Here is a 21,930-nt window from a genome sequence, read left to right as displayed (position 1 = left end):
ATCCTTCGGGGGATATGCTTTGTTTTTATTTTGCACCTTTAATCAATCTCGGCAGCGGTGGTATTTATACGGATAATAGGTAATTATCTACTACAATCATACAATATTATATAGTAAAGGAGTTTGCAAATGAAGGAATCGATTATTATCACATACCACAAAAACAAAGATATGCTTTTATATTGCCTTGACCGTATCTTAAAAACCACACCTAATGAGGTGGAAATTCTAATTATTGGTAATAATATCAATAAATCTGAGTTAGATATAGATATTCCAAATTCTAGATGTAAATATTTAAAATATCCTCAAAATTTACAGTATCCTAAAGCACTTAATTTAGCTGTTAAACAGTGTGACAGTGAAATTATTACATTTGTGGATTCAGACATTTTCGTATGGGATGGTTGGTATGAAGCGTTACACAAAACATTTGCAAATTCGGATAAAATAGGAGCTGTTGGTGCAAAATTGATTAACCCGCTTAATAATCGTATTATTGATTTTGGAATTATGTATTCAAAATATAACTCCGCACATACTATGATGGGTTTATTATATAATCACCCATTATCTATGACCGATAGATGTGTTCAAGCTGTTTGTAGTGCTATTATGATGACATCAAAATCCATTTTTGAAAAAGTAGGGGGGATGGATGAAGATATTCCATATTCGTACACAGATTGTGATTATTGTTTTCGCTTAAAGAATAATGGTTTTGAAACTTGGGTATCCGCTAAAGCTTTAGCTTATCATAAGGGAGGAACAGATCCTAACAACTCAAAATCTGCTTTCAGTTATTATAGATTAGATGCAAAAGGTATGTATGGTATGAAAGATTATTCGAAGATTACCTATGATAATATTGAATGGTATAAAAAAAGTGCATGCTATTTCTTAAAAGAATATCCTTTAGAGGTTCATCAGTTTGTAATGTTAGATTTTTCTACATTATATGACAAGGACTTCTTTCATCAAATGATAAAAGAAGCCCTTGTCATAGACTATCTTGATATTATTGAGAGACCAAATTCCCAAAGGGATGCTAAAGAAATAGTTTTGTATAATGAGGCATCGTTTGAGTTTATTGACTTAGTTTCACCTATTATTTATTTTGTTGATACCTTTGTATCATTGTTTAACAATAAATTATGGTTTCAAATGAGAAATATCAAATATGATATAGTCGTTGATCGCCATGGAAATTTTATGCCGCTTTATTTAATAGCAGAACAAAGATGTTAACTATATCAAAGGCAAATTCAAATGTAAATCACTAGTTCGTTGAATGCCACTAGCCTTAAACTGTTCATTTTCAAACAAAGCTAAAGGCTGGCGACATTCAACAGGAAGAAACGATAAATCGTATCCAGTTTTATATATTCCAAGAACAGTAAAAGTATATTGGATATTTTCTTCTAGTAAATTTTTCTTTATCCAATATCTAGTTGTTTTGCCCTCAGAAAAGTTTTTGTATGCTTCCTTAAAAGAAAAATACACATCGTCTAAATTTTTTCCATAATATGCATTTACGCCTTTCAGTACCAATATATCTCCCAGTATATGATTATTTAACAGTTGTTGCATTTTCAAAACATCCCCTATTATTTTGGTATTATAATAATAACTTTTTTCTGGGGTATGTTGAATATTTGCCATAACTTCAGCCATCATAAAAAAAGTTTTGAAAATAATTGGTTCGTGGGAATATTCTCCCTCCTCCAAATATTTAAAAGCATTGGAAATATTTTGGGTAACAAATGTATAATTTTGTTCAATTAGTCCATATTGAACTGATTTTCTATAATAATTTAATGTTTTTTCTGGTACGCGGTGTGGCATATCTTTCATACATTTATTCCAAATTAAAAATAATTTTTCTTTATCTTTATAATACCCATAATAATTGTATCCCTCATCAGAATCATTAAGATATTCTATTAAATTATGCTTTTCCACATTAATAATTTGATTTCCATACTGTCTGGATTTTTCCATAAGCAAACTTCTTTTTAATGCAATTTCATTTTTATAGCTCTCCGCATTATATGATATATACCATCTATTATACATAATTGCCTGTAAAACATATAATTCATCCCTATTTTCAATGATATCTGTATATGTATTTTTACATATTTCTAATACATCTTTTATAAATATCCGTGCACTTTCATTAAGATGTGTTTGGACCGCAATATCACAACAAAAATGAATAAAAGGACGATAAAATGAGATATCAGTTGATATAGCATCAGGATAGTATGTTTGTATAATGTCAAATATTTCTTTTGAACGCAACCATGCCTTATTTGACCCGTCATATTGCCTTATAAATGAACATATATTATGTATATATTTTATATAAATACCTTCATAGTTATTATTCTCTAATAATTCTACAAATGCATCTAGTAATGTATTATAAAATATACTTGCTAACCTTTCGGGGAATATAGATGATGCTACCTTAGCTCCAATCTCAACAATTGTATTTTTGTCTTTTTTTATAGCAATTTTATACAATAAATACGGGGTACGATATTTTACTATTGTATTTTCAATTCCTTTTTCCCTTACAAATTTTAAACTCTCTAATAAATAAGATGAAAATCTTTCTATAAAGAACTTTCTAATAATATCATGGTGAAAAAAATATATACCTGTATCGTTAACACTTAAAATACTTTTTTTACATAGAAAATTGAGTTCTTCACTTTTTATTCTAAATATATTCTGCAAATTATAATCAAGATATTCAAAAATATATATAATGGATAAAATACACATAAAATGTTCAAACGGTATATTTTTATATACAAATTATAATTTTGATACCTACAATTCTTTAACACCTAACTGGTATTATAAAGTGTTACGATAAAATCCGCAATGCCTTGATTTTACTACAGTTTTGGCAAGTGAGCTTTCCCTTAGACTTTCCCTTATGTTATATCCTTTTCCCTTGTGTTACGACACCTCATAAGGGCAAAAACAAGGGAAGCAAAATCCGGTAACAGCTAATAACATTATATAAATCACATAATCGGCTGGAACTGGTCAAGATGCTTCTACAACTGAAACAGATAAGAGAAAGGACTTTGCAATATGAATATCGTTCATGCAGAATATAATAAATATCACAACATCATAGACATCAATTATTACAATGGCTACATACTTCGGATTGACTGTGGCAAGGCAGAAGATGGATTGATTACTACTCCTAACTCTCAACGAATGTTGGATGCACTGGCGATTGACAATCCACTAGAATATGCCCGTTTGTATCTTGATTCAGAAATGCAAGATTGGGTGAATGCGATGAATATGGAATGGTATAGCACTTGATAAAAGAACATAAAAATGAGAAGAAATCTGTCAAAAGTATTTCTATAAAATACGATATTTCTTTAGCCCTTCCATAAATAATGAAATAGAGCCGATAACTCACAATCGAAATAACGAGTGATTCATCGGCTCTATATTTTATGGTTATGGATATCATGAGTATCGCTTTATATGCAATTGCTATTTTGTTAATTCCCAATATTTATGACCCATAAAGAAGATTGTTAATTCGTTTTGATCTACTTCTATCTCAAAATTCACGCTATTATCTCTCTGTTCCACAAAAATCATATTTGAGGAAGATATGCTATATAATACATTGCCACAGGTAATACCCAATTCGGGCATATCTTTGTTTACAACAAGTCCTCCATTTTCTTGAAAGGTAAACACTTCCTCTGCATTTGCATTCTTCCATGTACCAATAATATTTTTTTTATTCTGAATGTGCTTTATTTTTCCAACACATACAACGATAAGTATAGCTACACTTACAATTAAAGCAATGCCTACAACACTCTTTGCCAATTTCTTTTTATTCAATTTCTATTATCTCCATTTTTAGTTTCTTTAAGATTGAATGATTCCATATTGCTTAATTCAGTATCTCCATGAATTTCTAACATTGATACGCTTCTCACAGGAAATAGAATAGGAGAGATTCATTCATAAATAATTAAATCATTCATACTTACCTGAATTTGTAATGTTTTTCCATATTTTCTCATAATTATCTACTATAGTTTTTTCTGAGGTCAAAAATGCAAACATAGATATACTTGAATAGAGAGTTTCCGCCGAATCAAAAACCACACAACTTTCATCATGAGTTAGATTTCTCTTTGAATATATTTCCGATACAGGCATAAATGAATTTTCTTCCTCTTTGGTGTATTTATACCCATCAATACATCCTAGATTTTTTAAAAATATTAAATAAGTATCTTCGGTCTTCAGATATTGCCATCCGTTAGTGTAAAATTCTTCACCTCTAACAAATGATACAGGTTCTATAATGTAAATACAGTCACCTACTGAAAGATTAGCAGAATTATCCTTATAGATTTCCTCTATTTTTACCATTGTTTTTGTTGATCGTAAACTCATTTCACGAGAATTTGTTACAGTTATACGAGCTATTAAAGAAGAATCTTTTTCCATATCATCCAATGAGTAATTACTTTCATTGTTAAAGTAAGAAGTTTTCTGCCCTCCTGTATAGAAAATTTCCATAGCTGTATTTTCTGATAAAGCAATATCAGGATCATGAACCCCTGTAGTTGTTTTTATCCCAGTCTTTCCATAGAATAAGGCTGTCACCATACAAATGATTACAACACAGATAGTTAATACAAATTTCTTCATTACATCAACTCCTTAATTTTACCAAATTCCATGCATATCTTCTCATCCGCTAATATTTCAATATCTTCTTTATTATGGCTTGTCAGTATAGTAATGGTATCATTCTTTTTTTCTTCCAATATACGTTCACGAAATAAATCAATGCTATGCTGATCCAATGCGTTAGTTGGCTCATCCAAAAGCAAAATTTTTGGATGTTCCATCAGTGCTTGACAAAGAGCTAGTTTTTGACGCATTCCTAATGAATATTTATTTACTTTTTTCTTTGATTTGGGATCAAGACCAAAGTATATCATTATTTCATATATTTCTTCATCTGATACAATTCCTTTTATATTGGAAAGCATTTTCAAATTTTCAAATCCTGAATACATACTCCAAAAAGAAATATTTTCAATAACAGCTCCTAAATCTGGTAAAACATCCATATCTTTATGTAATGCCTTGTGATTATATTTTATGTATCCTTTGTCTGTATTTATAAAACCTGCAATGGCTCTGAGTAGCATTGTTTTACCTGAACCATTTTTACCATATATTCCATATATTTTACCAGATTCAAATGTATAACTGATATCATCAAGCACTTTTTCACCTTTAATTGACTTTGAAATAGATTTTACATATAAATTCATGGATATCATTCACCTCACAATATTTGTTTTTTTTCGCAAAGAAATTTACCTATCCACACCAAAACAGCGGATGATATAACTGAAATGAGACAGCTTGACTTAAAATTCAATAAATCTATATTGCTTGTAGTCCATTCGTAATTTTCTTCGACATAATATATAATAAGCTTGTTATGCCAATTAAATAAAGGAATATGTAGCAAGGAATAATGCCAAATTTTCCATATAACATTTCCCATTGAAAAATAAAATCCACACACCATTACTGGAATAAAAAATACAATAAATGCAACGATGTATCCTATAATTGAATCTTTCCAAAATGAAAACAAATAACTAATCATTTGCAAATGAAAAATCTCTATCAATAGCATAAAAATAACTTTGAAATCTTCTAAGCCATTAGAGGTATGCTCTACAAAAAGAAAAAACAAATAATCGGAAACAACTACAATACAGTCACGTAATATCATTTTTATTAATATATCCTTATAAATTATGTGTTTTTTCCCATAACGAGGAAGTAGAATTACCATGTTATCATTTGCATCATTAAATAAGTCCATTGTAAGATAACAAATCTCAAGGATAAACAAAATCGCAAAAAATGATAAAGATATAAGGTCAAACGAATGATCTATTAGTATTCCCCCAAAATATATTTGTGAACGTACTCCTTCTGTTATTGTAACCAGACTATTATGAAACCCCAAGTACACATTAGCATAAAAATATCTAATTACAAATGTTATAAGTGATACTAGTAAGCATTTTCCAACATTAACATTCAAAATTTTTTTCTTATATAACTTCATAATTTTTTATTTTTCTCTGTATAATGCCAATACTTAATCCAAAAATAAGCAATATCAGAACAATTTCTCCTATTATATTTCCATGAACATTAGGCATAATATAACCTTGTATAGAGAATTCATTTAGCCCAAAGACAGAAACAATCAAATTAAAAACAATATAGAATATAAACAAAGCACCAGGTATCTTTGCGAAATATAGAACTTTCATTTTGTTATAATATGAAAGAGCATAAGCTAAGATAGCTAATCCCGAGCCAAAAATTCCGTAATTAAAAATGTATATTAGATTATATAAAGTTGGATGTTGCAATCTCACCATATCAAGAAAATTGTCAGCGTTATATGATACCAAACCTATAGCGTAATCAGGTTCTCCCCAAGCACTGTCATATCCATGTATTGGATATGTCAAGTGGCATAATAATAAATTTATGAGCATTGGTATTGTTATTGTCAAAAAGGTTACAATCAGAATGCCAAATAATTTTCCTGCTAAATATTTCTTTTTCCCGATTCTTTGAATAAGTAGGATTGAACTATTGCTTTTTTCTTCTCTTATTAAGGAAAGTGATGCAATAATTGTTGCATAAACAGGCAATAACAGATACATTATATATGGAATATATGCCGCTTCAGTGCCCTGTAATACGAAATTTTCATTTGCTGAACGAATAAATTGATAACTTTTTCCTATATCATTTTTTACACATAAAATATACGAAGCAATATTTAAAATCATTAGAGCAATAAAAACAACTTTATATTCTGCACGATCAATACAATGTTTGATTTCTATAAGAACCATTTTTTTCATAATCTTTACCAAAAGGGCATAAACCCACGAAGAGGTTTATGCCCATCCCTTCTGTTATCTAAAATCTACATTTCCACTTACAAATGCAGTTGATAATTGAGATTGATAATTTTCCATTCCCATACCGACCTGTGTGTTAGTAGAATTATAACCGCTCTTGGTAAAGATTAAATTACAAGATCCTGTTCCAACACCCTGCTTATACTTATTAGATATTTTACTCTTGCTGTTATTGACAGCCCAGAAATTTGCGTAAGAGGTATTGGTAATTGCTGTTACCTCATTTGTGATGTAATCATCGGATGTTGTTTTTGCATGCATAGAGGTAAAGTTATTAGTCTTATTCAGTTTAAGTGCATAAGCGGTGTAAGATGCCGCCTGAGAATATGCTGCTGAAGAAAGAAATACACATCCTGCACAAAACAAACCAATACCTACTTTTGCAATCTTCTGTTTTAAACTTTTTAACATCATAGTCAATTCCTCCCAATCTTATTTTTTTAACTGCGTTGGTACTTTTGGTTCATACAACAAACCACGGCACAATGAATTTGCATTACTTCGAGCAATAGCAGTCACTGCCTGAAGTACGAGACGGGCACTTTTCTGGGGTGCCTTGTTTACTTGCTTATTGTCCATCGTTTTCACCCCCCCCCCTCCTTAATTGTCTGACAATTACAGACAACTTTATTTGTTTACCATGGTATGTGCTTAATATAACAGAGTATTTAATTTTTTCAATCCCTCTATGCACGAATGGTAGCCCAACATGCACGAACTGTTCTACATATAGGTATAAATCGAGTAGGAGGCGGTGACTAACCGCCGTCCTCTCACAGCACCGTACGTCAGACTGTCTAACAAATCCCTTTCTGCTATAATAGGTTTTGGTTCTAACAGTCCTAATATTACTATTTTTATATAATCATCATATGTACAATTTATTAGTTACTATATTCATAATAATTCAAGTTATATTGCAACTATTTAGCTGAATTTCTCTATTAATTCTTGTGTTGAAAACATGGTTAATAATCGCTTAAAGTTATAAGCGATAAACATAGAAGACGCTTCAGCGTCAACATTTTCTTTTCTCTTTCGCAGGAAAAAACTATAACCTAAAGACCTTTTTACTGTTCCAAAAGGATGCTCAACAATGCATCTTCTTTGTTTATAAGTTTCATTATTGCTGTAGGTTACTTCCTGAACATTTTCTAATACGTCTTCATGCTCCCATCTTTGGAGTGTACGTCCGTTTTGTGAAGATGTGCAATTATCACGATATTTACAGTTGTTGCAATAACTACATTTATACTTTCTATATTTCATCCCATTTTTAGAGGTGTTTTCAAAAAATTCCAGTTGTTGTCCAGCTGGGCAAATATAAATATCCTTTTCCGCATCATACTTGAATTTTTCTTTTCTAAATTCATTATCTTTAGTGCTATTATTTGCTTTCGCTTTCTTTATTAGAACAGTCATTTCGTCATCTACACAATTCTTAATTTCAGATGCATTATAATATCCCGTATCAGCAATAACAGTGCATTTCTCTGAACCCAGCAAATCAGTTGCATCTTTCGCCATTACATAGAGCTGATTTTGATCATTTATATCATTAGTAGTTGAAATGTCTATGACGAAATGATTCTGTCCGTCCACAACAGACTGGACATTATAGCAGATATCTAAAGAACCATTGTTTTTCATCCTTCGTGAATCTGGATCCGTAAGACTTTTTTGTTCAAGCCCTTCATCTGATAATTCCTGTTTTTGCTGAAGATACTGTTTTTTTAGTTTCTGATAATTCTCAAGTTTTTTCTTAAACTCCAGCTCGCACTGTGAGTCTTTTTCAATTGCCGTAAGATATGCTTTTATCTGTTCATCTGCATATGCAATCTTTTTATCTAAGCCACTTTGAGTAATACAGTTATGTTTACTGTTCTGCGCTCGAATTTTTGTTCCGTCAATAGCTATAAGCTTACCATCAATTAATCCCCAGCCTTTTAAAATAAGTGTTAAATTTCGTAGTGCTGCATGAAATGCATCACGATTATTCTTTACAAATCCAGCTATAGTCCCATGATCAGGTGTGATTGCATTGATAAGCCACATAAGTTCAAGATTTCGTTTGCACTCAATTTCTAAAGAACGACTAGATCTAATTTTATTAAGATATCCATAAATATGGAGCTTTAATAAATCTGAACGGCGATAAGGTGCCTGACCTCTATTAGTTCCACTGTATTCTTTAAAACCTAATTCTGTTAAATCTAGGGATTCAACATATGCATCTATTACACGTACCGAATTATCTTCATCTATAAGAGCATCTAATGATGTAGTAACCATTCTTATCTGATTTCTGTCTATTCCAACAATATATGCCATAATCATTCCTCCAGAATTCAATATCTTGTGATTTTATTATACCATATATGCTAATCGTTAGACAGTCTGACGTACCGTTCGGTATACGGCGCTTTCAATAGTTAACGTGCACAGACTGATAGGCTGTGGCTAAATCATAAAAGCCACTGTTTATCAGTCTTTCTTTATTCAGCGCCCAAATCACAGCTTTGTTATTGCTGATATACCAATACTTTCTGCGACTGTTTGCTATTGTTGACGCATAGTGTTCTGGGATTCCAAGTTTGACTAGATTTTTATATTTCGTTCTAGGTTTCTTCCACTGTTTCCATATACACATGCGTATTCTGTGATAGAGCCATCCGTTGATGTCATCTATGTTGCTCTTCATACTTGCAATTCCGTAGTAGTTAAGCCATCCCCTTGCATACACCTTGATTTTCTCAAGGCTTGGCTTGATTGACTGACATCGCTTACGGGAAGATAACTCCTTCAATCTGGACTTAAACTTCTTCCATGACTTCGAATGAACTCGGACATAAGTGCCTTTCCCGTTCCTTCCCAATGCAAAGCCAAGGAATTTAAAATTTCGGATTGCAAACACGCTGACAGTACGGCTCTTTTCTCGGTTGACTGTAAGTTTCAGCCTCTTCTCAAGATATTTTGTACTGCTTTCCAAGAGTCTCTCTGATGCTCGCTTGCTCTTTGCAAGAAGCACGATGTCATCTGCATATCTTATGCATGGAACACCTCTTTTCAGGAACTCCTGGTCGAACTCATTGAGGTAGACATTTGCCAGCAATGGTGATAGATTTCCACCTTGTGGTGAGCCTTCCTCTGTGTCAATGACCACTCCGTTTTCCATTACACCGCTTTTCAGATAGCGCTTTATCAACTGTACTACACGTTCATCTTTTACATTCTTCCGGAGAAGATTGATGAGAATTTCGTGATTAAGAGTATCGAAGTACTTTGACAAGTCAAGGACTACAGCAAATGTATAGCCTTGTTCTGCATACTCCTTAACCTTAAGTATTGCATCTTTTGCACTTCTGTTCGGACGATAGCCATAGCTACCATCTGCAAACAGCGGTTCATAGATTGGCACTAACTGTTGGGTTATTGCCTGTTGAAGTGTACGGTCTATCACTGTTGGTATGCCAAGCTTTCGCACACCACCATCTGGTTTGGGAATCTCAACTCGTCTTACTGGAGACGGAGTATACTTTCCACGATAAATGCGGTCAGTTATCTCTTGTTGATGTTCCTTTAGATATGGAAGAGCCTCTTCAATGGTCATGCCATCAATTCCCGGCGCTCCCTTGTTTGCCTTAACTCTCTTATACGCTCTGTTAAAGTTGTCTTTATACAGTATCGTTTCCAAAAGTCTCGGCTGTGCACTGTCTCTTTCTTTCCATATCCGATTGAATGACCTGGACGCTTTCACATACCCTTCATGTTCCGCATTATCTCTTTGCGAACAGCCATTGTTTTCAATGTTTTCTGCCATAGACGGTCATTACTCCTTTCTCGGTCATACTCAAGACTCCTACTGATTCGGTCCTTCACCTCTCGGCTACTATGACCTCTGCTGACTTCTATGCGTTCAGCATTGCTTTATGCAATGGTTACCTCTTTCAAGGCATACCGCACAGACCTCCCTAGGTACCACACGTTTCTTCCTCTCCATCCATCTGCCTCATTTATCATGCATTATTCCGTGTAGTTATTGGGCTTTAACATGGGTTGCTGTCTTACCCACATGCATGACCTCATATGAGATTTCTGTTCGTCAGACCAGAGATTTGCCCGTGAGTTGGTATATTCCTCACATCCAGCTTCCTTCAGATTCCATCTCACGATGGACACCCTTGCCTTCGGCTATATCCTTCCCACTACCGGGCGGATTCGGGACTTTAACCCGTTAGAAACGTGCGCCGCTAGGCGCACAACCGAAAAGATGGCAGATAGGTTAAGCACCTACCTGCCATCTTTAATCTATATATTTCAGAAATAATGATTAATTATTGTCAGTCTCATATATAGATTTATAACGCTCTCGATCAACTGGAATAATCTCATTATCATTAGCATCTTTATATGTAATAAACTCATCGTATTCTGTAACTGATTTTTCCTCTGAGACAGAATTAATAGAATACATATTCGAATCGTTACACATTACATTTGAATTTGGACCAGAAATTAGTAACGAACCATCCTCTTGTGCATATGCCAAAAAGATATAAATGGAATTTTCGGAAGGCAGTGAATCATTCTCAAACAGATAAATAGCATCTTGTTTTTCTGAAATTCCGCCTTGTTTAACAATAGGAATAGGTTTATCTGTAATAAGTTCACCTTTTATATTTTCGAGAACCTGAATAGTATAATTAGTGTAAGGCGAACCGACCTCCTTAGGATTTCCTTTTTCATCTTCAGTCGTTATAACATTTCGATACTCGGTTCCATCGCAACTGACAACCTTTGCTACAAATACGTAATCACAGATACCAACAGCTTCGCGAATGTTATCAGTATCATATACAAAAGATGCGTGCATCTGGTGGATTGGCAAGTTAGATACATTTGTATTCAGTTGACTTGCATTATTTTTGGATGCACATCCTGTAAAAAACATTCCTACGATAAGAACAATAGACAAAATACCATAGATACTTGATTTTTTCATAGCGTTCTCCCTCCCCTAATAATTATTATATGCGGCATCATATGAATCTTTATCATTTTGAGATAATGCCTGCGTACTAGTATGTCCCGTAATTGCTGCATCCATAACATCTGTTGAAGTACTGTGATCCAACCCTAATGCATGTCCCAATTCATGTGTCGCTACATTCTGTTTTTTACTATTACTATAACCGCTCATATAATAGGTATTGAGTTCAATTTTACCACTAGAATATGTCATGCCTGCCCATCCATTCGAAGCATTGACATCGCTTACGTATACATCTTCTACAACAAAAGCACTGTCTTTTCTGATTACTCCAGATTTATATGCATTCCATGTGGCAGCCCCAGTGTTAATATAACTCATGTAAGTGCTGTTTCCGTCATAGTCTAGATGTTTGCCAGAATCAACAAGATCCCATGTTTGTACATAAGCTTGTGCAAATGCCGTAATAGGAAATAGCATTGCTATAGCCATTAAAGTTATAATGCTATACAATAAATGATTTTTTAAAACAGATTTTTAAAATGCATACTCCTTCACTCCTTTTCAATCATGTAACAACGGTTATCTTCAATTATTCTTAAAGGTTATCTTTATGAAAATTGAAACGCAACACATACTAGTACACATTATATATCCTGTTAATATTCCTAAAGTACGACATCTTATCATCTCCACTCCATATTATAGATTCTCAGAATACTTAAGATGTAGTAGTATACCTTGAATATAACAAAATCTTTATACTTTTCAATACCTCTATGCATGAATGGTAGCTCACTATGCACAAACGGTAGCATATTATGTTGTGTACCTACTTTATTGATGATAAAATATGACGGAGAATGATTAAAGGAAGTGGTAGCTATGCTATATATTGACTCAATATGGGAATATATTGTTAATTTCTTAGAACTGGCATTGTTTATAATATTTATCCATAAAAAATTGCGTATTCGAGCAAATTATAAACATCAAGCAGTTTTGATGTTTCTTTTCGTATCATTTCAGTTTGCTGTGTTATGCACGCTGAATAAAATGGGAATATCATCCTACATCACTTTGATGTCATCTTGTGTTTTGGACATTGGATATGCAGTATTGTTCTATCGTGATAGTATAATTCGCCGTATCTTTTGGGGCTTTTCGTATTCCATCATTTGCTTAGTTGCAGAACAGATTTCGTTCTTTATTCCCGTTACTCTTTATAAAGGAGCGTCTCTGGAGCTATTATTAGGTGGAACATTACGGAAGCCATATACCATGTTATATTTGGCAATGATAGCTGTTTTTGTCTTGTTATTTCATTCTATTGGAAACAAAGACATATCTCTTTCACCGTTCCAAAAAGTTGCATATATTTTCATCGCAATTTCTGGACTTGCAATCGGGCACTACATATTAAGGCTGACTTTGGAATCTGTTGATAAATTTGGTGATTCATCCTTTTCAGCTAGGCTATCATTGGTTGACTTGTTTTTTATTATTTTATTTTTAGTATTGATGCTATACATATACCAGCTAGGTTATTCAAAAGAAGAAAACATACGATTACTGGAAGAACAAAAGATTTATGAGCTGGAAAGGACTGAGTTCAATAGCTTATCTGAGACAACTGAACGATTACGAAAAATGAAACATGATATGCAGATTTATGTGGATGCAATCAACGTATTAGCAAAAGACAAGAAATGGGATGAACTTATAGCATATACAGAGCAATACCATAACATTCTTGCAACTACGCAAAGTGCCATAGCAACGGGAAATATTGCTATTGACTGCATACTTACCGCAAAACTTGATTATGCTGAAAAACACGGAATTAAGACAGAATATTCTATTATGGCTCCTGAAAATTTTCCGCTTGATTCTGTTGAGCTTTCATCCATACTTGGAAATATATGGAATAATTCCATTGAAGCAGGAGAAAGACTTATAATCTCTGATCCAACCGAGCATCCATACATTTATTTTTATATTAAACCTTACCAGAATATGATACTGATTCACATTGAAAATAATTATGATGGTGTGATAAAAGGTAGCATTGATGGAGACATTTTGAGTGTTAAACAAGGAAAAGAACATGGACTTGGGATAAGACGAGTAAAAGAGCTTGTAGAAAAGGCAGATGGCGTATTGCAGATTACATCTGATAACAAAATTTTTTCCGTACATATTATGATACCGGATAAGGAGAATAACAAACTACTATGAAAATGAAAATAACCATACTTGAAGATTCTGTGATCGAATCAGAACGGCTGAAAAATGGAATAAGAAAATACGGGCAGCAATATGATTGGGATATTGAAATTGACGAATACGAATCGGGCGAAGAATATTTTTCAAAAAATTCTGAAGGCACAACTATACAGGCTTCAGCATTTTTCCTTGACATACAAATGGGGCAAATGAATGGAATTGAGGTTGCTAAACGCCTTCGTGAATCTGGTTATCAAGGTATTATTGTATTTTTAACAGCTTTTAGAGAATATGTATTCCGAGGATATGAAGTCAGAGCTTTAAACTACTTGCTAAAACCCGTCAAGGAAAATACTCTTTTTCTGTGTTTGGATGAAATCGCGAAGGAGTTATCTAATAATACCTACATATACCGAAACAAGCAGGAAATTGTAAGTATTCCCTATGCAGATATATTGACATTTTCGAGCAGATTACATTATGTGGATATATTGACCGTAGACGGCAAATGCTATGAACAAATGTCTACCCTAAATAAGATTATTGTCCATTTGCCAAGTGAATTTATCCGAACCCATCGTTCTTATATTGTAAATATGGCACATATCTATCGTATTACATCAGGAACGATTGAATTGTCAAATCATCTAACTACACAAATCGCACGTTCTTATTCCAAAGACGTGATAAGTGCTTTTGCCAAATATACAACAAGATTTGATACAAGCGGGGATTTTGAATGATTACGAAGTGGGCTACATCTATTGCTAATAAGTTAGCAGAACTATCCGGGGAGGATGTTTCTGCGGATCAATTAGAAATATACATATATGGCTTAGAATGTTTTTTGAATACTTTTATAACCATAGTGTTATTGTTCGTATGGGGAGTTTTATCACATACACTCGGCTATACCCTAATTTGGGTAATTACCTTTTCATTGTTACGACATTATACCGGAGGTGCCCATGCTCCAACGCAGTTAACATGTATCTTAGGCAGCTTTTTTCTCGGTTGTCTTGATAAGTGGGCTATAATCTATTTAAAGCCAACTGTACTAGGATATTTGATACTTGTCCTTATGTGTATATTATTTGCACCTATAAGTAACCATAAAATATGTTTAACCACCAAACAAAAATGGATACATAAACTTATTTCTGTGATAATTGTTAGCATTGGATTTCTGCTGTTTTATAAAATTGGAAACACGAAGATGAATACCACATTGTTTTATTCCTTTTTCTGCGTAATCATTCTTATGATAGTCGAAACAATTAAAAATCTAATGAGACACTTTAAATAGCAGGATGACTTTTCATAAATATTCAAAAAAGATAAAGAATTTGATGGTCTTTATCTTTTTTGAATTTAATTAGATTATCTAGCTCCTCTGTCTGATGGCGAACGATAGTTAAAATCTCTGTCCTGTTCCCGTTTCTGAACTTCTGCCTGTTTTTCTGCCAGCTTTCGATGGATTGAGTTTTCTCCATACTTGGAGTTCCATTCCTTGTTTGCTTTGACATAGGATTCATACTCGGACTTGCCTTGTTTATAGACTTGCAGGAACGCATCTACCGTTGGATATTTGTAATCCTGCACGATATGGGATAATCCCTGCTTCATAATCTTAATCGTTTCTGCGTATTTGTTAGACTGTGCCTGCAATTCCTTTCGTTTCTTTCCTTGGAATAATCCTGTACAGTTCTTCAAATCCTCGTCAATAAGGTCTTTTTTCACTTCCTGCGTATGAATGGCTCTGTTTTGTCGTTTAAGTTTCTCCATAATCTCTTCAAGTCGCATCTCATAATCGTGTGCCAGCTCAGACATTCTTGGTCTTGGCGGAATAACGGTCTTTTCTGCGGTAGTAGTAGCAGGTGCTTTGAATGGTTGGGTCACAGCAGGAATTGTCTGATTGTCTGTCTGTGTAACGGATGGAGCTGGTTGTTTCTCTTGTTTTTCATTTCTTCGCTCCATAAGGTCGGAGATTCTGGCTTTCTGTTGTTCCTGTTTCTGTATCAGCAACTTTATGAGTTCTTTTAACAGCTCGATTGCCCGAAAGATAATCATAAACAAAAGCTCCGGATGATTGCCATACTTGTGAATGGATTCCTTAATCGGAGTTGAAATCTGTTCCTGCTTTACCTTTAAGATTTCCTTTCGCTCCATCCCCGATACCAAAGCGTGATCCACAGTACGATTCCAGTCCTGTATGACCTTATTATTGAGTGTAATCTTATCTGCCTTTGGATTGTTCTTACCGATTTTCTTAGTGGCAAGATAGACATCCCCACGCTTGAATGCAGACAGCTTTTCTTTCTCATCTTTGACAAGTCCGTTGATGACATCGGTATAAAATACCTTGACCTCATCTAAGAAATGTTCCTGCTTAAAGCGAGCGTCCTTGATGGTAAACATCTGTCTTTCGTAGACCTCACCTTTCTTGATCACCTTACACCTTTTACGGATAGTTCCATTCTCGTCTAGGATTTCTTTCTTGGTACGAACATGATTACCTTTCTCATCATAGAACATATTTCTGGTGGCAATCTTTTCTATCGGTTCGTCAAGATAATTTCGTTCTGCAAAGATAAGATGGATATGATAATTCGTCTTTCGTTTGTTATGATGGAGTGCTGCAATACAATCAACACCATACCGACTTTTGAATTTATCCGTCATATATTTTAATAGTCCGTCTGGCGGATAATCCACAAAGGATTCCGGCAGGGCAATGATAAATTCTCTTGCTTCGATACATTTTCCCTCTGTACCGCTTTTCTTAAATTCTGCCTGATTGCACTTGGCAAGTTCTGTCCAAAATTTTCGGTCTGTGGTTTCATATACCGCATAGAGATTTTCCTGTTTTTTGTCACTGGAGATATAATAGATTCTTCCACGAACATTATGGAGCTTTGACATCTGCACAAATGAATTTCTTGGCATAGCGATTTCCTCCTTTCCCAGTTTTGATTTTGGAAAAGAGGACAGATAAGATAGATGAGATGTGAGTAGTAAACTTTCCCTGTGAGCGAGTGCATAGGCACTCGTCTTGCGAACACATCCGCCTTGTGGCGGCTAAGCCTCGCAGAGCGAAATACACAGAGTACAAAACGAAGTTTTGTGCGATGGGTGTATTTCGCTCTCAAACGCCGAGGGCTTGCTTATGAAGTTCACTTTTAGCTGTAACTGTTCCCTCAGCACCTAATTTTGTGCCTTTAATGGCACACTTTTTATGTGCCGTATCCGGCACTCCCTTTTCTTAACAGAAATGCTAGAAGATTGCTATGAAAATCAGCGAAACAATAGACGAATCCGTTAGCACTTTTGCCTTAACAATAGCATTGTTCTATTATTCAGACTTTTTAGCAAAAACCGTAGAAACAGTAGAAGTCTGCTATTAAAATCGAAAAAACAATAGCACGATTCGTTAGCATTTTTGCCCTGACAATAGCATTGTGTTACTTCGCTTACTTTTAAACTGTGTCTGGCAAGGAAGTGGTAGTAAAAGTTCCTATTAAATTTCATTTTTAATAGTGCATTGTTTTATTACATTTTGATTTTAATAGAGCTTTTTACTATTAACTCTTTGAAAATGTACCCCATAGATTGGACACTCAAAATCATAGTAGCGTACACTTTTTGTCATAGGTCGGACAGCTTTTTTCATAGCTACACTTGGTATGACTTCTCACAGCACTTTTTGTAAGTTGGGTGGACTTGTCCTACCAGTCGGCTTCACTTGGGTGGATGGTTGCACCCACTTCATTTTCTGGCTTGGGTGGACTATTCATAACACCTTTTGCATCTTGGGTGGACTTGTCCTACCAACAAGCTATAACTGGGTGGACGATTGCACCCATTCACATCCATCTTGTCCTCATTTTCCAAAAGTTCTGGTTGTATCTGAGGACTTGTCCGTGATATAATCTATTTGCGTGTAGGTATATCATGGCTTTTAGTCAGATACATACCAGAGGGATGGTCTTAGGACTGTCCCTTATTCATTTTTCATTGTTCCCTTGACCGCTTTTACTGCGTGTCTGTCTCGTAAATCCTTCCCCTCATTGAGAATCAGAAACTCGTCTAATCGTTCCCTGCGGATTAAGATTTTTCTTCCCACTCTAAGGATAGGCAGCTTTTCCCATTCCACAAGATTTCTAAGAGTGTTTCTTCCGATACCTGTATAGTCGGCAGCTTCTTCAATGGAGAGAGCAAACTTTAATTCTGTCATTCGATCACCTCATTCCTGCGTAGGATTACAAGTCTTGTATATCAGAGGATGTTCCTTTTTGAAGAAAGGATTAGCCTTTTTTAAAACTTGCGTTACGCAATTCTGATTAAAGTATATATCTTTTATAACGCTATGTCAAGCCTTACGAAATTCTATCATCTTTTATAGAATTGCGTATTGCAATATATCGTGTTATGTGGTATAGTAATGACATACCGAAAAAGGAGGTTCGCAAGTATGTTAAAAGATAAAGAATTGCGAAAGACAATCGGTAGCAGAGCAAAAAGCCGTAGACAGGAGTTAGGATTGAACCAGCCTTATGTCGCTGAAAAAATGGGCGTGACAGCCTCAACCATTCAGAGATACGAAGCAGGAACGATTGATAACACCAAGAAAATGACCTTAGAAGGTCTGGCAGATGCACTTCATGTATCTGTGGAATGGCTGAAAGGTGAGACGGACGAATACGAAACAGACATTACGGATAAAAGAGAATTACAGATTCGTGATGTGATGACTTCCATTCTGAATAAGCTCCCTTATGATATGGAACAGTCCGAAAGTGATTTTTCCAAAGACCTGCTACTACTGATGTTACGGGAATACGAGCTGTTCGTGGATTCGTTCCAGTTCGCTTGTAAGAATTTCAAAGGAAATACAGATAACAAAATGCTCGCCCAGACAATGGGGTTTGAATCCAATAAGGAATACAATGAGATTATGTTCCTTAGAGAAATCACCCACACCGTCAACGCATTGAACGATATGGGCGATATTGTAAGACTGTATTCTAAGAATCCTGAGACAGCGAAAAATCGACTAGCCAATCTTTTATCAGAAAAAGATCCCGATTCGGTATAGATAGGCAGACGGAGCTATGATATACTTACACGCAAGAAGCATTTCACCAGTTCCGATTGCCGATATCGAAAGGAGAAACGATTATGGCAAAAGGTTCTGTAAGGAAGAAAGGCAAGAAATGGTACTACCGCTTTTATGTGGAGGATGCAAGTGGTAACTTGGTTCAGAAAGAATTTGCAGGTACGGAGAGCAAATCAGAGACAGAGAAAATGTTACGCAAGGCTATGGAGGATTATGACGCAAAGAAATTTCTAGCCAAAGCGGACAACCTCACACTCGGACAGATGCTAGATGTATGGGCAGAGGAAGATTTGAAAACGGGTTCACTTAGCAACGGTACAGTCGGTAACTATTTACAGGCAGTAAACAGGATTAAACAACACCCAATCGGAAACAGAAAACTAAAGACAGTCACTTCGGAGCATTTGCAGAAGTTTATGGATTTACTTGCATTTGGCGGTGAGGAAGGAAATTTTAAGTCAAAGGGTTACACCATCGACTATATCCGTTCTTTCCACGCAGTCCTGCAACAGTCCTTCCGATTTGCAGTCTTTCCAAAGCAGTACATCACATTCAATCCAATGCAGTATGTGGTAATGCGTAGGAAAGCCGAGGAAGATGTGGATTTGTTTTCTGATAATGATGAGGATGCAGAGGTTATCAACCCGATTACACCAGAGCAGTATCAAACGCTTATGGAGTATCTGGAAGAAAGAAACAAGCCTGCTGTCCTGCCGGTACAGATAGCGTACTACACAGGTCTTAGACTTGGAGAGGTATGCGGACTGTCTTGGAGTGACATTAACTTTGAGGAACAGTATCTGACAGTACGAAGAAGTGTCCGTTACAACGGAGCAAGGCACAAGACCGAGATTGGTCCGACAAAGCGAAAGAAAGTCCGTATCGTGGATTTCTGTGATACGCTCGCTGACATCTTAAAGAAAGCGAAAAAGGAACAGAGAAAGCAGGTATTCAGTTACGGAGAACTCTATCAGAGGAACTACTACAGGGAAGTTAAGGAAAAGAATCGTATCTACTATGAGCTTTATCATTTGGATGGCACAGAGGACATTCCGCTTGATTACAACGAGATTGACCTTGTATGTATCAGACCGGACGGAGCATACGAAGCCCCTGCAACGGTTGAGACAGCTTTAAGGACAGCAAGGAAACGATTGTCGGAGCTTGATGATAATTTCCACTTCCACACCCTGCGACACACTTATACCACAAACCTGCTCTCAAATGGAGCAGCACCAAAGGATGTACAGGAATTACTTGGACACTCGGATGTAAGTACCACTATGAATGTCTATGCACACGCTAACCGAGAAGGTAAGCGAAACTCAGCCCGACTACTTGATAAGGTGGTTGGAGAATAAAATCGAATAAGAAAAACTTTCCCTTGTAGATACCTCATAAGGGCAAAAACAAGGGAAAAGGATACATATAGAGTGGCAAGGCATACCGCCAAGTCGCATAAAATAAGGAAAGTTGAGATTTTAGTTATACAAATTCAAATTTTTTTTCTAAAACATTCATGATTCCGTTCGAGATATCTGATAGGGCTTTATATTTTTTTATAAAAAATTTTATATCTAATTTTCGATTATCCGCATAAACACTATACTTTCAAGTATTTTGAAGTATAGAAAAAACTCATTTTACCACGAATTTACCACGATTGAATGAGCCTTGATATGACCTATAAAATAACACCCAAAAGACATCATTACACCTAAATGGTGTCTTTTTAAAAAGCAGTCAATCCTAAAACTAACTGCTTTGTGTATATGGATATGAAATTGTAAACTAGAAGCTGTTTATTTTTTCTTTTTAGGTTTTGGCGTTGGTAGTTCATCATACATCACATCAAATAACCCCGTCAGAAAATCTTTATTATCAACTTCTTCCACCAATAACATTTCTTTGGCGTTTTCGTATGGAATTTCATAAGTAACTGTCGGCATATAAGAAATTGCAGACTTTGTTGGTTTTACAAGTAACCTATCATCATATATACCGCCAACGATTTTTCCACGATAATAAATAATAAATTCTCCCATCATTGCACGATATGTTATTTCTTGTAATTCTGATAATTGTTCTAAAACAAATTGTAAATAATCTTTACTTGAAGCCATTTCCAACCCTCCAATCTTGAATTTTATTATTCCAATGCTTTCTTTAAGTCCAGAACAAATTGCTTTTGTTGTTTTTTCAAATAGGTTTTTACAAAAGGTTTCATAAACCACTTTTTAGGTATCACATTTTCTGTAAAGTCTATTTGTGTTTCATTCCCTTTGTCTATAAAAACACCAATCCAATGACCTTTCATGTTGCTATTCTCCATATCAAATTCCCAGCGTTTATATGGTTCTGCAACGGTAACGGTAAATGTAGTAGCATATCCATTTTTTGTGTATTTTTATAAATTATATATGTCTTTTTGACTATCTTTTTATATCTTCTTAAATGTCCGTAAAGCCTTATTTTATCGGCTCTACGGGCATTTTGCTTTTGTTGTAAACCTCACATATCTAGGTCTATCTTCTTATATTTTCGCTATCAAG

The 21,930-nt window shown here is 34.8% G+C and carries 22 protein-coding genes and 1 pseudogene; 7 read left to right on the top strand and 16 right to left on the bottom strand.

What is annotated here, in order from left to right; translation table 11 throughout:
• Positions 1-129: 129 nt before the first annotated feature.
• Positions 130-1,248: a glycosyltransferase family 2 protein gene (locus ARA78_RS11860; protein ID WP_055273781.1), complete on the top strand. Its 1,119-nt coding sequence runs from the start codon at positions 130-132 to the stop codon at positions 1,246-1,248.
• Here the strand turns inward: ARA78_RS11860 and ARA78_RS11855 are convergent, their stop codons facing one another.
• Positions 1,249-2,745 carry a hypothetical protein gene (locus tag ARA78_RS11855; protein ID WP_156329467.1) on the bottom strand — a complete coding sequence of 499 codons (1,497 nt, stop codon included), beginning with the start codon at positions 2,743-2,745 and terminating at the stop codon, positions 1,249-1,251. It lies immediately after the preceding gene.
• 366 nt (positions 2,746-3,111) lie between these two features.
• Here ARA78_RS11855 and ARA78_RS11850 point away from each other — a divergent pair, with 366 nt between their 5' ends.
• On the top strand, positions 3,112-3,354 hold the full coding sequence (locus tag ARA78_RS11850) for a DUF6061 family protein (RefSeq protein WP_008397019.1): 243 nt from the start codon (positions 3,112-3,114) through the stop codon (positions 3,352-3,354).
• A 180-nt stretch (positions 3,355-3,534) separates the two neighbouring features.
• On the opposite strand, the gene ARA78_RS11845 is transcribed toward ARA78_RS11850, so the two are convergent.
• The 11 genes from ARA78_RS11845 to ARA78_RS11800 all read right to left on the bottom strand — a co-directional run bounded on the left by ARA78_RS11845 (position 3,535) and on the right by ARA78_RS11800 (position 12,528).
• Positions 3,535-3,897: a hypothetical protein gene (locus tag ARA78_RS11845; protein WP_055222805.1), complete on the bottom strand. Its 363-nt coding sequence runs from the start codon at positions 3,895-3,897 to the stop codon at positions 3,535-3,537.
• A 138-nt stretch (positions 3,898-4,035) separates the two neighbouring features.
• Positions 4,036-4,719 (bottom strand): hypothetical protein, encoded by a 684-nt coding sequence (locus ARA78_RS11840; RefSeq protein WP_008397017.1) that lies wholly within the window; start codon positions 4,717-4,719, stop codon positions 4,036-4,038.
• Positions 4,719-5,354: an ABC transporter ATP-binding protein gene (locus ARA78_RS11835; RefSeq protein ID WP_015559483.1), complete on the bottom strand. Its 636-nt coding sequence runs from the start codon at positions 5,352-5,354 to the stop codon at positions 4,719-4,721. Before ARA78_RS11835 ends, ARA78_RS11840 begins: the two co-directional genes overlap by 1 nt.
• 14 nt (positions 5,355-5,368) lie before the next feature.
• Positions 5,369-6,169, bottom strand: coding sequence for a hypothetical protein (locus ARA78_RS11830; protein WP_008397014.1), 801 nt, complete (start codon positions 6,167-6,169; stop codon positions 5,369-5,371).
• The gene (locus ARA78_RS11825) at positions 6,156-6,986 is read right to left on the bottom strand and encodes an ABC transporter permease subunit (RefSeq protein ID WP_008397012.1); all 831 of its coding nucleotides are present in this window, start codon (positions 6,984-6,986) and stop codon (positions 6,156-6,158) included. Before ARA78_RS11825 ends, ARA78_RS11830 begins: the two co-directional genes overlap by 14 nt.
• A gap of 54 nt (positions 6,987-7,040) precedes the next feature.
• Positions 7,041-7,460 carry a hypothetical protein gene (locus ARA78_RS11820; RefSeq protein ID WP_008397010.1) on the bottom strand — a complete coding sequence of 140 codons (420 nt, stop codon included), beginning with the start codon at positions 7,458-7,460 and terminating at the stop codon, positions 7,041-7,043.
• A gap of 18 nt (positions 7,461-7,478) precedes the next feature.
• Positions 7,479-7,625, bottom strand: coding sequence for a cyclic lactone autoinducer peptide (locus tag ARA78_RS14590; protein WP_015568874.1), 147 nt, complete (start codon positions 7,623-7,625; stop codon positions 7,479-7,481).
• A gap of 348 nt (positions 7,626-7,973) precedes the next feature.
• Positions 7,974-9,377, bottom strand: coding sequence for an IS1182 family transposase (locus tag ARA78_RS11815; protein WP_055280566.1), 1,404 nt, complete (start codon positions 9,375-9,377; stop codon positions 7,974-7,976).
• Positions 9,378-9,471: 94 nt separating this feature from the next.
• The gene (ltrA, locus tag ARA78_RS11810) at positions 9,472-10,866 is read right to left on the bottom strand and encodes a group II intron reverse transcriptase/maturase (protein WP_055222806.1); all 1,395 of its coding nucleotides are present in this window, start codon (positions 10,864-10,866) and stop codon (positions 9,472-9,474) included.
• A gap of 510 nt (positions 10,867-11,376) precedes the next feature.
• Positions 11,377-12,048 carry a hypothetical protein gene (locus ARA78_RS11805; RefSeq protein WP_008397007.1) on the bottom strand — a complete coding sequence of 224 codons (672 nt, stop codon included), beginning with the start codon at positions 12,046-12,048 and terminating at the stop codon, positions 11,377-11,379.
• Positions 12,049-12,063: 15 nt separating this feature from the next.
• Positions 12,064-12,528, bottom strand: a complete 465-nt coding sequence (locus ARA78_RS11800; protein ID WP_055280565.1) for a matrixin family metalloprotease — start codon at positions 12,526-12,528, stop codon at positions 12,064-12,066.
• A gap of 393 nt (positions 12,529-12,921) precedes the next feature.
• On the opposite strand from ARA78_RS11800, the gene ARA78_RS11795 reads away from it, so the two are divergent.
• The 3 genes from ARA78_RS11795 to ARA78_RS14585 are packed head-to-tail and all read left to right on the top strand — an operon-like array spanning position 12,922 to position 15,568.
• Entirely contained in the window at positions 12,922-14,274 is a 1,353-nt protein-coding gene (locus ARA78_RS11795) for an ATP-binding protein (protein ID WP_055280564.1), read from the top strand.
• A complete protein-coding gene (locus ARA78_RS11790; RefSeq protein WP_015559482.1) occupies positions 14,271-15,005 on the top strand; it encodes a LytR/AlgR family response regulator transcription factor in 735 nt (244 codons plus the stop codon). The genes ARA78_RS11795 and ARA78_RS11790 overlap by 4 nt, the downstream gene beginning before the upstream one ends.
• Positions 15,002-15,568 (top strand): accessory gene regulator B family protein, encoded by a 567-nt coding sequence (locus tag ARA78_RS14585; RefSeq protein WP_008397001.1) that lies wholly within the window; start codon positions 15,002-15,004, stop codon positions 15,566-15,568. Before ARA78_RS11790 ends, ARA78_RS14585 begins: the two co-directional genes overlap by 4 nt.
• A gap of 74 nt (positions 15,569-15,642) precedes the next feature.
• Here ARA78_RS14585 and ARA78_RS11780 read toward each other — a convergent pair whose 3' ends face one another.
• Complete coding sequence (locus ARA78_RS11780; RefSeq protein ID WP_015559481.1) at positions 15,643-17,208, bottom strand: MobA/MobL family; 1,566 nt, start codon at positions 17,206-17,208, stop codon at positions 15,643-15,645.
• Positions 17,209-18,262: 1,054 nt separating this feature from the next.
• Entirely contained in the window at positions 18,263-18,496 is a 234-nt protein-coding gene (locus tag ARA78_RS11775; RefSeq protein WP_008396997.1) for a helix-turn-helix domain-containing protein, read from the bottom strand.
• Positions 18,497-18,733: 237 nt separating this feature from the next.
• Between ARA78_RS11775 and ARA78_RS11770 the strand changes: the two genes are divergently transcribed.
• A complete protein-coding gene (locus ARA78_RS11770) occupies positions 18,734-19,357 on the top strand; it encodes a helix-turn-helix domain-containing protein (protein WP_008396996.1) in 624 nt (207 codons plus the stop codon).
• Between the two features lie 83 nt (positions 19,358-19,440).
• On the top strand, positions 19,441-20,739 hold the full coding sequence (locus ARA78_RS11765; protein ID WP_008396995.1) for a tyrosine-type recombinase/integrase: 1,299 nt from the start codon (positions 19,441-19,443) through the stop codon (positions 20,737-20,739).
• Positions 20,740-21,180: 441 nt separating this feature from the next.
• On the opposite strand, the gene ARA78_RS11760 is transcribed toward ARA78_RS11765, so the two are convergent.
• Both ARA78_RS11760 and ARA78_RS11755 read right to left on the bottom strand, forming a co-directional pair.
• Positions 21,181-21,501, bottom strand: a complete 321-nt coding sequence (locus ARA78_RS11760; RefSeq protein ID WP_004612621.1) for a TfoX/Sxy family protein — start codon at positions 21,499-21,501, stop codon at positions 21,181-21,183.
• 26 nt (positions 21,502-21,527) lie between these two features.
• A pseudogene (locus ARA78_RS11755) lies at positions 21,528-21,785 on the bottom strand (SRPBCC family protein); the annotation flags it as partial.
• Positions 21,786-21,930 lie beyond the last annotated feature (145 nt).

This window comes from Coprococcus eutactus (assembly GCF_001404675.1).
GTDB classification, from domain to species: Bacteria; Bacillota; Clostridia; order Lachnospirales; family Lachnospiraceae; genus Coprococcus; species Coprococcus aceti.
The sequence above is the reverse complement of the archived record's forward strand: the minus strand, read 5'-3'. Positions and strand labels throughout refer to the sequence as shown.

Bases quoted from the DNA above. Each gene is read 5' to 3' on its own strand.
- ARA78_RS11775 (WP_008396997.1), bottom strand. From the start codon at position 18,496: ATGACAGAATTAAAGTTTGCTCTCTCCATTGAAGAAGCTGCCGACTAT.
- ARA78_RS11840 (WP_008397017.1), bottom strand. From the start codon at position 4,719: ATGAAGAAATTTGTATTAACTATCTGTGTTGTAATCATTTGTATGGTG.
- ARA78_RS11770 (WP_008396996.1), top strand. From the start codon at position 18,734: ATGTTAAAAGATAAAGAATTGCGAAAGACAATCGGTAGCAGAGCAAAA.
- ARA78_RS14585 (WP_008397001.1), top strand. From the start codon at position 15,002: ATGATTACGAAGTGGGCTACATCTATTGCTAATAAGTTAGCAGAACTA.
- ARA78_RS11765 (WP_008396995.1), top strand. From the start codon at position 19,441: ATGGCAAAAGGTTCTGTAAGGAAGAAAGGCAAGAAATGGTACTACCGC.
- ARA78_RS11820 (WP_008397010.1), bottom strand. From the start codon at position 7,460: ATGATGTTAAAAAGTTTAAAACAGAAGATTGCAAAAGTAGGTATTGGT.
- ARA78_RS11805 (WP_008397007.1), bottom strand. From the start codon at position 12,048: ATGAAAAAATCAAGTATCTATGGTATTTTGTCTATTGTTCTTATCGTA.
- ARA78_RS11815 (WP_055280566.1), bottom strand. From the start codon at position 9,377: ATGGCATATATTGTTGGAATAGACAGAAATCAGATAAGAATGGTTACT.
- ARA78_RS11760 (WP_004612621.1), bottom strand. From the start codon at position 21,501: ATGGCTTCAAGTAAAGATTATTTACAATTTGTTTTAGAACAATTATCA.
- ARA78_RS11850 (WP_008397019.1), top strand. From the start codon at position 3,112: ATGAATATCGTTCATGCAGAATATAATAAATATCACAACATCATAGAC.
- ARA78_RS11800 (WP_055280565.1), bottom strand. From the start codon at position 12,528: ATGGCTATAGCAATGCTATTTCCTATTACGGCATTTGCACAAGCTTAT.
- ARA78_RS11830 (WP_008397014.1), bottom strand. From the start codon at position 6,169: ATGAAGTTATATAAGAAAAAAATTTTGAATGTTAATGTTGGAAAATGC.
- ARA78_RS11795 (WP_055280564.1), top strand. From the start codon at position 12,922: ATGCTATATATTGACTCAATATGGGAATATATTGTTAATTTCTTAGAA.
- ARA78_RS11790 (WP_015559482.1), top strand. From the start codon at position 14,271: ATGAAAATGAAAATAACCATACTTGAAGATTCTGTGATCGAATCAGAA.
- ltrA (WP_055222806.1), bottom strand. From the start codon at position 10,866: ATGGCAGAAAACATTGAAAACAATGGCTGTTCGCAAAGAGATAATGCG.
- ARA78_RS11825 (WP_008397012.1), bottom strand. From the start codon at position 6,986: ATGAAAAAAATGGTTCTTATAGAAATCAAACATTGTATTGATCGTGCA.
- ARA78_RS11835 (WP_015559483.1), bottom strand. From the start codon at position 5,354: ATGAATTTATATGTAAAATCTATTTCAAAGTCAATTAAAGGTGAAAAA.
- ARA78_RS11860 (WP_055273781.1), top strand. From the start codon at position 130: ATGAAGGAATCGATTATTATCACATACCACAAAAACAAAGATATGCTT.
- ARA78_RS14590 (WP_015568874.1), bottom strand. From the start codon at position 7,625: ATGGACAATAAGCAAGTAAACAAGGCACCCCAGAAAAGTGCCCGTCTC.
- ARA78_RS11780 (WP_015559481.1), bottom strand. From the start codon at position 17,208: ATGCCAAGAAATTCATTTGTGCAGATGTCAAAGCTCCATAATGTTCGT.